Below are 13,479 nucleotides of genomic sequence, written 5' to 3'. Positions count from 1 at the left end.
GGCGCGAAACCTGTCTCTATTTGATAGCGCCTTTTCACTGTTGATAATTGATGAATGTCATCGAATCAGCGATGAAGATGACAGCCAATATCAGCAAATTATTCAGCATTTACGTACCACCAACCCACGCCTACGCTTACTGGGGCTGACTGCCACCCCCTACCGTTTGGGTAAAGGCTGGATCTATCAATTCCACTATCACGGTATTACCCGTGGTGATGAAAAATCCCTGTTCCGCGATTGTATTTATGAATTACCCCTGCGTTATATGATTAAGCACGGCTTTCTGGTACCACCGGAACGGCTGGATATGCCCGTCGTACAATATGATTTCAGCCGCTTGACCAGCAATAGCGACGGTATGTTCCGTGAAGCGGATTTAGACCGCGAGCTTAAGCAGCAGCAAAGAATTACCCCTCATATTGTCAGTCAGATAATGGAATATGCCGCCCATCGACGGGGGGTGATGATTTTCGCCGCCACCGTTGAGCATGCCAAAGAGGTCTATGGGCTGTTGCCTAAAGGTGAGGCTGCGCTGGTCAGTGCCGGAACGCCACCGGCCGAACGGGATGCGTTAATTACCGCGTTTAAACAGCAGCAATTGCGCTATTTGGTAAATGTCGCGGTGCTGACCACCGGTTTTGATGCCCCGCATGTCGATCTGATTGCCATTCTTCGCCCGACCGAGTCAGTCAGTTTGTATCAGCAAATTGTCGGGCGCGGGCTGCGGCTCTCTCCGGGCAAAGAAGATTGCCTGATTCTGGATTATGCTGGCAACCCCCATGACCTTTTCACCCCAGAAGTGGGCATCAGCAAACCCCACAGTGACAGCCAACCGGTGCAGGTCTTTTGCCCGGACTGCGGCTTTGCCAATATTTTCTGGGGGAAATGCACTGAGTCCGGCGAGATTATTGAACACTATGGCCGCCGCTGCCAGGGCTGGTTTGAAGATGATCAAGGTGCGCGGGCACAATGTGATTACCGCTTCCGCTTCAAATCCTGCCCACATTGTGGTGCAGAAAATGATATTGCTGCTCGCCGCTGCCATCAGTGTCAGGAGGTGCTGGTCGATCCCGATGACATGCTCAAAGCCGCGTTGAAATTAAAGGATGCACTGGTACTGCGTTGTGGCGGGATGAGCCTGGAAGCCGGTCAGGATGCAAAAGGTGAGTGGCTAAAAATCACCTATTACGACGAAGAGGGTACCAATACCAGTGAGCGATTTCGCTTAACCACTGCCGCACAACGAATGGCATTCGAGCAAATTTTCCTTCGTCCGCACCAACGGGCTCCGGGTATTGCGCTTAAATGGCAAACTGCTGCAGATATTATCGCCCAGCAAGCGCTATTGCGTTATCCCGATTTTGTTGTCGCCCGCCGTCGTGGGCAATGGTGGCAAATCAGGGAAAAGGTTTTTGATTATCAGGGCCGTTTTAGACGCGCTGATTCCCTCGCCTAAGCCGCATTTAGCCTGATAATTTCGCAGTTTCGTTTGCTGTCTGCTCAATACTTCGCTAGAATGTCGCCCGCTTTGCTGTGGGTTTACCCAATCAAAGCCGAGTATCGAACCTGTTGCTGGGTCGCCTGTAGCAGGGTAAATTTTCTTTAAGAGAAAACAAAATGATCACTATCAATGTAGAAGTACGTAACGACCAGGGTAAGGGTGCGAGCCGCCGCCTGCGTGCAGCAAATAAATTTCCGGCAATCATTTACGGTGGTTCAGAAGCAGCAATCTCTATTGCTCTTGACCATGACACCACCAAAAACCTTGAATTGAAACCGGGCTTTTATGATTCTGAACTGACTCTGGTTGTCGACGGTAAAGAAACCAAAGTTAAAGTACAGGCTGTTCAGCGTCACGCTTTCAAACCAAAACTGACTCATATCGACTTCGTTCGCGTTTAATCGCATCGCTGTCGATATTCGGGACGCCGAAATAAAAAACGCCGCTTATGCGGCGTTTTTTATTGGCGATTCAGACAACTATCATTTACCTGAATTACGCTGTAGCTGGTCACGCAGATTCGGTGGCGTACCTTTAATGGTCAACGTGTCTGTTGCCGCATCCCAAAAAATACGCTCGCCCAATAACAATGCATCAAAATTAATACTCAACCCGCCGCCACTGCCGGCAAATTTGGTCAATTGACGCAACGTACCGCGATCCGCCGGGAAGCTCTCTTCCAATGCATAACCTTGTTCAACGGAGAATTGCTGAAAATCTTTCTCGCCCAACTTCGGCAACTCTTGCGCAAGTTCCTGCAAAGCAATTTCTTCACCGGCCTGCAACTGCTCATTACAGTAGCTATAAACCTGCTGGCGATATGCCTGACGTTCATTTTTACCCAGCTCGGCATCCGCGCAATAATCATCAACTGCCTGTAATAAACCACGGTTCTGCGCTTTAGTATCCAGGCCTTCACTAGCAGCCAGGAAATCCATAAAGAAGTCAGAAACCTTGCGCCCTACCCGCCCTTTCAGGAAGGTCAGATAACGGGTGGATTCCGGGTTGTTTTCCCATTCAGTTAAATCGATACGAGCCACAATATCAGCACGATTAATATCGAGATAATGGGTCGTACTCAGATCAAGTTGCTCATTAACCCGCATGCTATTGCAACTGCTCAGTACTGAAATCAGCAAATATTCCACTGCCAGATAGCGGTATTGGCAAAACAACACCACCCCCCCTTCGGCAAATGGATATTTGGCTAACTCATCACGCAAACGTCCAGTCGCTGCACGGCTAAAGCTGAGGAAGTCTTCATCACCCTTACGGCTTCGTTTCAGCGCATCAGCTAGCTCGCTTTGTTCATTAAACAATCCATAAGCTTTGCTTTTGGCACTGTAAACCCGATGCAGCTCGGCCATCATTTCTTCAACTACAGCATTGGCAGGTAACAACGAATCGCGCAACACCACATCAAGCGTTTGTTCATCACGTTTGACAAGCTGGTGTAAGGCTATCTGGTCAATATCCAGACTCATGATAAATACTCCTTTTGGCTAGTGGCGTATTCAATCACTGATGCCTGAGGGCTGCAACCCAAAAGCTATCCCGCCCCCCAATTAATGGCTAATGATTCTTAATGCTATAAAATAGCGGAAAAGCGCGTCTCTATACGGTAAGATATGGGACTTTGTCAGGTGTTGAGTTCAATTTTTATGCCACAATCATCCCGTTACAGTGACGAACACGTTGAACAATTGCTGTCTGAATTGGTCAGCGTACTGGAAAAACACCGTACCCCAACCGATCTTTCTTTGATGGTTTTGGGGAATATGGTAACAAATCTGATCAATACCAGCATTGCCCCCGCGCAACGCAAAGTATTGGCTCGTTCTTTCGCTGAAGCCCTTCAAGCTTCAGTACGTGAAGACAAAGCTCATTAATTTATCGGCCAAGACTGCAATTTCAATATGGTGACAAATCGTCAGCGCTATCGTGAAAAAGTCTCCCAGATGATCAGCTGGGGGCACTGGTTCGCCTTGTTTAATATCCTGTTCAGCCTGGTGCTGGGTAGCCGCTATTTGTTTGTTTCCGATTGGCCCTCATCGCTGATTGGCCGTGTCTATGCCCTTGTCAGTTGGCTGGGGCACTTTAGTTTTATCGTGTTTGCCGCCTATCTACTGGTGATATTCCCGCTGACCTTCGTGGTGATGTCACAGCGGTTGCTCCGATTCATCTCCGCCGCTTTCGCTACCGCGGGTTTGACCCTGTTATTAGTGGATACCGAGGTCTTCACCCGTTTCCACCTACATCTTAACCCCGTCGTGTGGGAATTAGTGGTTAACCCGGATCAAACTGAGCTGGCGCGCGATTGGCAATTGATGTTTATTGCCGTGCCGGTCATTTTTCTGGTCGAGATGCTTTTCGGCACCTGGGCATGGCAAAAACTGCGCAGCCTCAACCGGCAGCGCTTTGTTAAACCATTGGTTGCCGTATTTATTTCAGCCTTCTTTGCCTCGCATCTAATTTATATCTGGGCAGATGCTAATTTCTATCGGCCAATCAGTATGCAGCGCGCAAACTTACCGCTCTCATACCCGATGACTGCACGTAAATTCCTTGAAAAACATGGTTTGCTTGACCAGGAAGAATATCAACGACGCTTGATAGAACAAGGTAATCCAGATGCCCTAACGGTGGAATATCCTCTCAGCCCCATTGTCTTTAGCGACAACGGCAGTGGTTATAACCTGTTATTAATTGTAGTTGATGGCATCCGTGCTAGTAGCCTGCAAAAAGATATGCCAGCTTTGTCAGAGTTTGGCCATGCCAACATTCAGTTTGACCGGCATTACAGTTCAGGTAATCGCCAGGATACGGGTCTGTTTGGCCTGTTTTATGGTATCTCCCCAACCTACCTCGACGGTATTCTTTCTGCGCGTAAACCTTCGGCATTTATCACGTCATTAAGTGCGCAAGGGTATCAATTTGGGTTGTTCTCATCCGATGGCTTCGCTTCACCGCTCTATCGCCAGGCATTGTTATCCGATTTCACCTTACCTGCGCCAGCAGAGCAAACAGACAGTGAAACCACCGCACAATGGCAGCAATGGCTATCAACACTCAATAGCAATGCGCCGTGGTTCTCATACATTAATTTGAATGGCGCTGTTGAAGCGCAAGATCCGGTCATAGGCCACAAAGTTGCCCTCCCAACTGATTTTATTCATAACTATCAAACAGGTGCCAAGGATGTTGATCAGCAGATTGCGACCATTCTGGATACGCTGAAACAACGTGGCCAACTTGATAAGACCGTGGTTATTATTACTGCGGCCCACGGTGTCGAATTTAATGACACTGGCAATGATAACTGGGGTGCTGGTAGCGGCTTTAATCGACAGCAACTACAAGTCCCATTAATTGTTCATTGGCCGGGCACTCCCGCACAGAAAGTGAATAAGCTAACGAACCATGAAGACATCATGGCGACACTGATGCAGCGGCTATTACACGTCAAAACGGCCTCAGAAGACTATTCGCAAGGGGAAGACTTGTTCGCGGCGCAACGTAACAATAACTGGGTGGCGACGGGCGATAATGGCACACTGGTGATTACTACACCAACACAGACCATCGTGTTAGATAATAATGGTGAATATCGTACCTATGATATGCAAGGCAATGAAATTAAAGATGAAAAGCCACAACTTCCGTTACTGTTGCAAGTACTGACTGATATAAAACGTTTTATTGCGAACTAGCTCTAAAAAATGAGTATGTCACGGTTAAAAAAACAGCAAACGTATTGGCATAGTCTTGCATTAGTCACTGTAAAATGTAGTATAAATGCCATTGCATCGGCATGTAGCGCAGCTTGGTAGCGCACCGTCATGGGGTGTCGGGGGTCGGAGGTTCAAATCCTCTCATGCCGACCAAATATCCCAAAGAAAACCAATCCGTTAGGGTTGGTTTTTTTGTTTGTAGGATTTGGCAGGGGAAACACAGGGGAAAAAAATGACTCATTTGCGAGTAGCTAGAAACCATTAACTTCAATTACTAATAAAATAAAAATACATAAATACTATTAATTATTAAAAACCAGAATTTTCATTGTATTGCCCATCAATTCCTCATCAATATGCTTAATTAGCAAAACATACCATTTGCAATAAATCAATTTCGTGAACTACATTTTTGATGGATATATTCACTATCCTAATGAATATGGTTGCATTTGTATTTATTGCAATTATATATAATCACATCGATTACCAGAGGGTGTTATTACCATGGGCAATAATAATCAACTGAAGAATGAAGATGATACTGCGGCATTAGATTTATTGGAGCAGGCGATGGGGTTTACTTTTCAAGCCTCATTGCGTGCTGCAACAATTTTAGGGGTAGCGGATTATCTGACAGAAGAGGCAAAAACTGCGGAGGAACTTGGACAGACAGTAGGGGCAGACTCACGTCACTTAAATCGCGTATTACGCATGCTAGCATCGCGAAATATCTTTGCAGAATCAGCAGATGGTCGATTTTCACTGACCCCAGCGGCACAGTATCTTCGCTCAGATCATCGTGACTCACTGCGCGCGGCGGTATTAATGCTGACGGATAAAACATTCTGGCTCCCACTCGGTAATCTTGTCGAAAATCTACGAGGTGAATCGGCCTTTAAAAAGGCATTCGGAATGTCTTTTTATGAATACTGGTCACGAGATAACATTCCCGAATCAGAAGGTGATTTTCATACTGGTATGTCATCGATGTCCTCAGTAGAAAATAACTTCTTGGTGCGCAGCTATGACTTTCCAAAACATGCCACAGTGATTGATATTGCCGGTGGTTTTGGGGGATTACTGTTAAAAGTACTGCAAAATAATCCCACATTACAGGGTATTTTATTCGATCGCCCTGCGGTCTTGGCGAAGAACCGTCTTGGTGAGTTAGGAGATGATTCACGTTGGGAAACCCAGACAGGTAATTTCTTTGAAAGCTGCCCAACAGCTGATATTTATTTATTAAAATACATCACAATGGATTGGCCGGAAGAACAAGCAAGTCAGATATTGCGCAGTTGTCGTAATGCAATGCGGCCCAATTCAAAAGTGCTTATCTTTGAACCTGTTATATCCAGAGAAGATACCAGGCAAGGTGGCAAAGAGATCGACCTTTTGTTATTAGGTAGTTTTGATGGAGGACAAGCACGCACTGAGGAGGAACTTAAAACACTGCTGGCCAGCGCAGATCTGAAACTTAATCGTATTATCGATACCGGAAGCTATGTATCAATTATTGAGGCTATTCCAGCCTAAATATAAGCATCTATTTTAAAGAAATACGGCCTAATTGAAGATTAAACAAAAGTTTATTCGGATAATGGCCATCTATTAAATAATAAAGGAAAACGGGCAATGTTATGAAATATGGCGGTATAACATTGTCTATTTTATTAACAATTAAATATTAATAATAACAAGATTAAGAAGTCTTTCAATATTAAATGGGGGAAGTTATTTTTACAATTATAGCTATAAGTCTTTTTGCCAACCCTTGGCGATAAACATATTTGATGATCTTACTCACCACTCCCAGAAAACAGAGTGGCGAGAATCATACAAACATTAATCAACTATAACGCGACCATTAAGCGGCTGTATTGGCCGATTATTGTTATGATGAACAACAGACTGGAATTGATGTATTTGTTCAGCAGAAACATTAACAGGCTGATCAAGCACTAACCAGGTTACACCTTCAGAACAAGGTGGTGTGGTAAGTGAACCACTAAAACGGTAAAAATTGAACTGTTTTGGTAGCAACTCATTAATATCCAAAGGTCTATTCAGTATTGTTAATTGGTCTACCGCTGTTGGCATTTGCTGCCAGGCCAGTGCCAATTGTGTATTAGCTTTTCCCAACTGGAACAGCAGCGCCAATACTACCAACTCACCCTTGTTATCTTTATAAACAAAATGAGCTTCCAATGGGAACTGTTTGCCATCAATTTCGTTTTCACTGGGGGCGTGAAAATGGAATTGTTGCAATGTAAACGTATCGCCATCCAGCTTTAACGTATTACCAGCGCTAGTATTAATCTGAATCGTATGGCCATTATTAACGATTTGTTGCTTGCCTTGCTGGAAATTTAATTCCAATTGACCATGATGAGTTTTCAATGCGCCATGAATATTGACTGGTGACTGATTTTTACCCGTTTCACAAAGAGAGAAATCAGGGGAAAGTTTCCCCCAATGTGCCGGGTCTTCCTGCCCCTCATATCCCCAGTGAGCATGTTCCGCAGCACTGGCAGAAAAACTGGCTACCAACATTGCAGCGAACAATAATTTTCCTTTCATTTCTTATCCCTATTAAGCAAAAACTAAATTACACCTGACGAACAACCATGCAAAGCATGGCAATAGCCGTCGGAGTAAAAGAGTAACTCAGCTTTTTTTTAGGATATGTCAGTTACTTCCTACAAAACGATAAAATTATTGTAATAGCTTCAATTTAAACTATTTTTTCATTAATGAAAAATGTAACCAACTGCGTTTGGGAGGGTGTAAAGGAGAAAATGGTGAGAAAGGCCGGTGTTAAACGGCCCTTCCCTGTTGGCTGGTTTATCAGAGAGTTAAAGCTCTTCACCATTGCTGGCAATCACTTTTTTATACCAATCAAAACTTTGTTTACGTGAACGCGCCATGGTGCCGGTGCCGTCATCATTTTTATCCACGTAGATAAAACCATAACGCTTGCTGTATTCACCGGTTGTGAATGATACACAATCGATACAACCCCACGGGGTGTAGCCCATCAGGTCTACGCCATCTTCAAACACTGCTTTTTTCATCTGCTCGATATGGGCTTTAAGATACGCAATGCGGTAATCATCATGAACCATGCCGTCATCAGCCACTTTATCGATAGCACCAAAGCCATTTTCAACAATAAATAGCGGCTTCTGGTAACGTTCATACAATACGCTCAGTGAATAACGCAAGCCGACGGGATCGATCTGCCATCCCCAATCGGATGCTTTAACATGTGGATTCGGTACACTGCCCTCAAAGCCAGAAAGGGAGTTGCCGCTACCGGGATTAACCGCAGAAACTGCGTTACTCATGTAATAGCTTAAGCCCATGTAATCGGCGCAGCCCTCACGTAGAGTATCAAGGTCGCCCTCTTCCATATTGATAGTGAAACCGCGGCGCTCCCATTCATTCAGAATATATGAAGGGTAGTAACCACGCATGTGGACGTCACCGAATAGATAACGCTCACGCATAGCCTCCACCGAATACATCATGTCATCTGGATGGCAGGAGAATGGATAGAGCGGCACCATTGCAACCATACACCCGATTTTGAACTCTGGATTAATAGCATGGCCCAGTTTGACTACTTTGGCACTAGCGACAAACTGATGATGCAGAACCTGATACATCGTTTCTTCAGGATTTTCTTGCTCAGTGAACACCACACCAGAGCAGCAGTAACCAAATAGTGGATATTTCCAGTTACGTTGGTTATTGATCTCGTTGAATGTCATCCAATATTTGACTTTGCTTTTGTAGCGCTCCATGACCACTTCACTGAATTTCACGAAAAAGTCGACCACTTTCCGATTTTTCCAGCCACCGTATTCTTTAACCAAGTGCCACGGCATTTCAAAATGAGATAGCGTAATAACCGGTTCGATGCCGTATTTCAGCAATTCATCAAACATATCATCGTAAAATTGCAGACCCGCTTCATTCGGTTGCAGCTCATCACCTTTCGGGAAAATACGCGTCCAGGCAATGGAAGTACGGAAGCATTTGAAGCCCATTTCGGCAAACAGCGCGATGTCTTCTTTATAATGACCATAAAAATCAACCGCTTCATGGTTTGGATAGCGATACCCCTCTTGCACACCATCAGTCATAACTCGGTCAACACCGTGAGCGCCGCCGGACAATACATCGGCAATGCTTACACCTTTGCCGCCTTTATCCCAGCCGCCTTCAACCTGATGTGCCGCAACTGCGCCGCCCCATAAAAAATCTTTCGGTAATTGTTTGTGGCTCATAACTCTCTCCCTTAATACTGTGGGCAATTGTTCACCCTGGAAATAAAAATCAATGGCGGATAATTAACCCGCCCGAACATTAAATATTCTAGCCTTGATTCATTTGTGCCTGAGCAATAGGTGCTTCAGATGCTTTAGCACTGCCTGGTTGTTCCACATTCTCTGGTTCATCGGTAAACCCAACCAGCCAGGTGAAAACCGCCCCCAAGACGAAAGCGACGGTAATAGACAGCAGAAATCCCAAGAACTGTGCCATATGCCCTTCTTTAAAGAAGACCGGCAACACCGCAATACCCGGCAGGCAATAGCTCCATGACACCGCATTAAAAGACCCCGCGATAGCTCCACCAATCCCCCCTGCGGCGCAGCTGCATAAGAAAGGTTTCTTCAAACGTAATGCCACACCGTAAATAGCAGGCTCGGTAATACCGAATAAAGCGGTAATCCCCGCGGACAATGAAATTCCTTTCATTTCACGGTTACGCGTTTTTAAGTAAACACCAAACATGGTTCCGGCCATGGCAAAGACTGCGGAGGCTTGCAAGCCGGTAAAGGTGTCATAACCCAATGTCGCATAGTTCCCTACAGTGACCGGAGTGATGCCCCAATGAACACCCAATGTGACCAGTGGCTGCCAGAATGCACCAACCATAAACCCTGCTATCGCTGGGCTGAGATTATAAAGTGTGTTGTAAACGCCGCCAATTGCCCCACCGATCAAGTTACCCACTGGGCCAAATACCAACAAGGTTAAGGGCACCATAATGGCAATACAGAACATCGGGGTAAACAGGTTACGCACCACCATTGGCAGTACTTTTTCAAAGAAGCGCTGCACATAAGACATGGCCCAAACCATCAAAATAATCGGGATAACCGAGGCGGTATAGCTCAGGTATTGCACGGGAATACCGAAGAAATCCAAGGTGGGTGATGATAATGGAATACCAGCAATAGTATTCAAAATGTGGGCAACCTGCGGATTATTTAGCGCTTCATGCATCAATTGCTGAACGGCAGGGTCTGCGGAATTCACCGTAACAATTTTATTAGCCGTCAGCATGTTCATATAATCAGGGCTGATCAACGCACAAGCAGTAATTACGGCGGTAAAAGGGTTAACATTGAATTTTTTGGCCGCCGTAAAAGCCACCATCACAGGCAAGAAGGTAAATCCGGTCCAGGAGACAAAATTTAAAATTCGATACGTACCGCTGGCGGCATCCATCCAGCCAATCGCAGCCAAGAAAGAAATAATCCCTTGTAAAATACCGCAGGCGGCCAGTGGATAAAGGAAAGGTGCAAAAATACTGGAGATAATATCCATCAACCGGCTAACGATACCGACTTTAGGTGCTGCAACCGGTGCACTTTCATCGATATTGATCAGGTTCGTGACATGCTTATAGGCATCACCGACGTGGTTACCGATAACCACTTGCATTTGCCCACCCGCTTCAATAACGGTAATAACCCCTTTAACACGATTTAATTTTTCTTTATCGACAGCTTTATTATCTTTCAATATAAAACGTAAACGTGTTGCACAATGTGTGACGGTAATCACATTATTATCACCGCCAATATACTTAATAATTTCTTGGGCGGTTAATGCGTAATCAATTGCCATTATTAATCTCCTGTCACGAATGCTGAGTATAAGATAAACAGAGTGTTATCGGATTATTATTAATATTTTTTCGATTGAGACTGGAGTTTAGCAAAAAGAAAGATGAAGTCACGATATAACAGAAACCATGAATTGGAATATGTAACATGTAAAAAACACCCTGTTTTATTGGGTGTTTTTATTAACTAATTGCGGGAGCTTTTTGCCGATAGTTTCAATAATATATAAAACGGGAATCTGGGTAGTAATATTATATTGCCCCTCTAATACAATAGGCGGCATGTGATAAGAGATATTTAAATCAGCCATCTTAGCCAAGGTCGAATTATCACTATTGGTCAAGCTAATAATCTTGCAGTGTTGCAGGCTAAACTGATTGGCGATACGGATGATTTCTTCCGTTTCACCAGAAACAGAGAGGATAATCGCAATCGCATCCTGATACATATCACTATTGATTGGATAATAAGGATCATCGATATAAGTGCTGTATTTCCCTACATTAGAAAAGAAACGTGCACTGTATTTTCCTAATGCACCCGATGTTCCTATTCCAACAAAAATAATTCTACGTGTAGCCGCTATTTGCGCGGCAGCGCTATCAAGAAGTTCGTCAAACTCACTATTATTAATACTTTTAAAGTAGCTAATTATTTCGCTAATACCGAAACTGACCGGTGGTTTTTCGTCATGTTCTAAATAGAGTTTAAAACGAACACGAAATTCAGAGTAACCATCACAATTCATTTTTTTACAAAAACGCAAGACGGTGGTAGTAGAAACACCCGCAGCGTCTGCCAACTCCCTGATGGTCATGTACATCACTTTATCAGTATTTTTTATGATGTAGTTATAGACGATCAATTCCAGTTCGTTCAGCGATGATATTTCTTTATAGGTAAACATACTGGTACCTGAAACGATGCAATGGTGTGAGATAGGTAAATTTAGCATGAAATGGGGGGAGTAACGAGGGGGAAAGATAATTGAAATGGCGTCAGACAGACTGGCCGACATAGAAGAGATGCGTATTGGTCAGTCATACTGGAGTGCATGTGTTTAAGGAAACCAGATCATGGGAGATTGCAGCCATGAGTAAGAAACCGGACAATGAAGCCCGGTTTTGTATTTTACTATACAGGTGAAATTGGCCACTCTATATCAGACAACTGCGATGTATCGACACGCATCAGCAGTACGCGATACTTTTGCCATGCCAGCAAATCAATTTTTTCTTGCTCGTCAGCGTAGCCACCAGTGACAGCATCATTTCGCCAACTAATATTTCCATCAGCGATATTTTTTAATTCCGATTTTCTAAGTGTCACAATTTTTTTGGTTGCCACCAACTTAGCAGTTTCATCAACAGCCCAGATATTATCCTTCCATATATCAAACTGTCCTGGTGCACTATCTGTTGTATTAACTGGATAACCACCTAATTCGTTGATAATTACTGCCTGTTTTGATGTAGTGCTGTATCTGGTTTCTCCACGATGATCAGCGATATATTCCCAAGCTTTATTATCTTGTGTCCGACAAATGGCAAAGCCCTTTTTAGCCTTAAGCGGCTCATCTATATATGAGTGTGCAGGTAATCCTTGTCCGGAATTCAAAAATTCAGTAGATAAGCCAATATATTCATAGGTATTTGGTATTACGTTATACACAATGACGACACCAGCAGTAATTGCAAATCCGTTTTTGTCAAATTCAATAGTCATTATGCGGCCCTTACAATGTAGTTAAATGCGATATTTCGAGGGCGAGTTTCTGTCCCCCCAGCCCATCCTGTCCTAACATCCATTCCTGCTCGATCGCCAAACCATGCCTGTGTTGATCCCCCAGTAACACCAACCCGAACATGTGCATTACCACCATCACTCATTAGATGTTGATGACTTTTGAGTTCGTCAAGTTCATAACTAAGAATTGTGCGATTAGCATTAATACCGCGCCCATCGTCCCAGCCTCTAATGAACTCTCCTCGTAAGTCAGGTAATACACCTGATGGATATTTCAGCGCCAATTTGGGATATATCGCAGTATTGAATGTCCCTCCGTTCATTTTGAACCAAACGATACCCTGTACTGTCATGGGGATATCAGAAAGCGGGTAAGGCAGAGGAATACCGACAGGAAAAACAATATCAAACAAGGCTTTGATATCTGTTATTTTTAATATATCCCCCAAACCAAGGTTTGCGAGAGTTTCGGCGACCGCTGTGGGACCGGCATTCTTAATTTCTTTAAGATGGTTCGCAGCCTGAAGGAAATCACTATTATCAATACCATTACTGATCAGCTTTGAAATGGCAG

General features: G+C 44.3%; 12 protein-coding genes and 1 tRNA gene. 6 read left to right on the top strand and 7 right to left on the bottom strand.

Features of this window, described 5'->3' with window-relative positions; genetic code table 11:
• Both ACNSO8_RS08530 and rplY read left to right on the top strand, forming a co-directional pair.
• The coding region (locus tag ACNSO8_RS08530) for a DEAD/DEAH box helicase (RefSeq protein WP_418394381.1) at positions 1-1,459 on the top strand (1,459 nt) is incomplete at its 5' end.
• Positions 1,460-1,620: 161 nt separating this feature from the next.
• The gene (rplY, locus tag ACNSO8_RS08525; RefSeq protein WP_019079957.1) at positions 1,621-1,905 is read left to right on the top strand and encodes a 50S ribosomal protein L25; all 285 of its coding nucleotides are present in this window, start codon (positions 1,621-1,623) and stop codon (positions 1,903-1,905) included.
• Between the two features lie 81 nt (positions 1,906-1,986).
• Here rplY and yejK read toward each other — a convergent pair whose 3' ends face one another.
• A complete protein-coding gene (yejK, locus tag ACNSO8_RS08520) occupies positions 1,987-2,988 on the bottom strand; it encodes a nucleoid-associated protein YejK (RefSeq protein ID WP_005161874.1) in 1,002 nt (333 codons plus the stop codon).
• Positions 2,989-3,165: 177 nt separating this feature from the next.
• Here yejK and ACNSO8_RS08515 point away from each other — a divergent pair, with 177 nt between their 5' ends.
• From ACNSO8_RS08515 to ACNSO8_RS08500, 4 genes are all read left to right on the top strand, one after another.
• A complete protein-coding gene (locus tag ACNSO8_RS08515) occupies positions 3,166-3,393 on the top strand; it encodes a YejL family protein (RefSeq protein WP_002208836.1) in 228 nt (75 codons plus the stop codon).
• 27 nt (positions 3,394-3,420) lie between these two features.
• The gene (gene yejM / locus ACNSO8_RS08510; RefSeq protein WP_019079958.1) at positions 3,421-5,214 is read left to right on the top strand and encodes an LPS biosynthesis-modulating metalloenzyme YejM; all 1,794 of its coding nucleotides are present in this window, start codon (positions 3,421-3,423) and stop codon (positions 5,212-5,214) included.
• A gap of 97 nt (positions 5,215-5,311) precedes the next feature.
• Positions 5,312-5,388: transfer RNA gene (locus ACNSO8_RS08505), tRNA-Pro, on the top strand.
• Positions 5,389-5,742: 354 nt separating this feature from the next.
• On the top strand, positions 5,743-6,774 hold the full coding sequence (locus ACNSO8_RS08500) for a methyltransferase (protein WP_019079959.1): 1,032 nt from the start codon (positions 5,743-5,745) through the stop codon (positions 6,772-6,774).
• A gap of 309 nt (positions 6,775-7,083) precedes the next feature.
• Here ACNSO8_RS08500 and ACNSO8_RS08495 read toward each other — a convergent pair whose 3' ends face one another.
• The 6 genes from ACNSO8_RS08495 to ACNSO8_RS08470 all read right to left on the bottom strand — a co-directional run.
• Positions 7,084-7,818 carry a carbonic anhydrase gene (locus tag ACNSO8_RS08495; RefSeq protein ID WP_019079960.1) on the bottom strand — a complete coding sequence of 245 codons (735 nt, stop codon included), beginning with the start codon at positions 7,816-7,818 and terminating at the stop codon, positions 7,084-7,086.
• A gap of 275 nt (positions 7,819-8,093) precedes the next feature.
• Complete coding sequence (locus ACNSO8_RS08490) at positions 8,094-9,530, bottom strand: 6-phospho-beta-glucosidase (protein WP_005171472.1); 1,437 nt, start codon at positions 9,528-9,530, stop codon at positions 8,094-8,096.
• 88 nt (positions 9,531-9,618) lie between these two features.
• Positions 9,619-11,160 (bottom strand): PTS transporter subunit EIIC, encoded by a 1,542-nt coding sequence (locus tag ACNSO8_RS08485; protein ID WP_046694821.1) that lies wholly within the window; start codon positions 11,158-11,160, stop codon positions 9,619-9,621.
• Between the two features lie 165 nt (positions 11,161-11,325).
• Positions 11,326-12,066 (bottom strand): MurR/RpiR family transcriptional regulator, encoded by a 741-nt coding sequence (locus ACNSO8_RS08480; RefSeq protein WP_013650147.1) that lies wholly within the window; start codon positions 12,064-12,066, stop codon positions 11,326-11,328.
• 227 nt (positions 12,067-12,293) lie between these two features.
• Positions 12,294-12,884, bottom strand: coding sequence for a tail fiber assembly protein (locus ACNSO8_RS08475; RefSeq protein ID WP_172654371.1), 591 nt, complete (start codon positions 12,882-12,884; stop codon positions 12,294-12,296).
• The coding region (locus ACNSO8_RS08470) for a phage tail protein (protein WP_418394380.1) at positions 12,884-13,479 on the bottom strand (596 nt) is incomplete at its 5' end. The genes ACNSO8_RS08475 and ACNSO8_RS08470, both read right to left, overlap by 1 nt.

This window comes from Yersinia sp. LJYL362 (assembly GCF_048323875.1).
Note: the sequence above shows the minus strand (reverse complement) of the source record. Positions and strands in the feature narration are given on the sequence as shown.